At 67.0% G+C, this 500-nt stretch carries 1 protein-coding gene; it reads right to left on the bottom strand.

Annotated elements, in window-relative coordinates; translation table 11 throughout:
• A partial coding sequence (locus AC0L20_RS39830) for a DUF1522 domain-containing protein (RefSeq protein WP_473295641.1) occupies positions 1–500 on the bottom strand: 500 nt, incomplete at both ends.

Genomic DNA, 500 nt, shown 5'->3' with positions numbered 1-500 from the left:
TTCGCACGCGAGGTCTGGGCAACCGTGTCCTGGACGGGGCTGGAAGCCGTCGAGAACGTCAGCGCCGTGGTCAGCGTGCCGCCGATCGCACCACCCGCGGCGGTCGACCCGATCGTCGAGGACGCGTAGTCGTTGGTGGTCGAGACCGTCAGCAGGCCGTTGGCGTCGATCGTCGCCGTCAGGTTGTTGGCCTGAAGCTTCGAGTTGAGCTGGTCGAGCGTCTTGACCGTGCCGTTGGCGCCGTCGCCGAAGGTGACATTGACCGCCGTGCCGCCGTTGAAGGCGGAGAAGGTCAAGGTCTTGCCGCTGAGGCCGCCGACGCCCGAGGTGCGCGCCGCGGTAAAGGCGCTCGAGGTCCCGGTGTTACCGGCAAGCCCGAGCACGTTCAACGCATTGCCAGTGCCCGTGACCGACAGATCGGCATTGACGCCGGTCGAGATCTTGAGCTGGCCGGAGGCGTTGATCGACGATGCGGTCTGGCCCGATGCGGTTGCGAGCGT

The organism is Bradyrhizobium sp. Kon58 (genome assembly GCF_055807455.1).
Note: the sequence above shows the minus strand (reverse complement) of the source record. Positions and strands in the feature narration are given on the sequence as shown.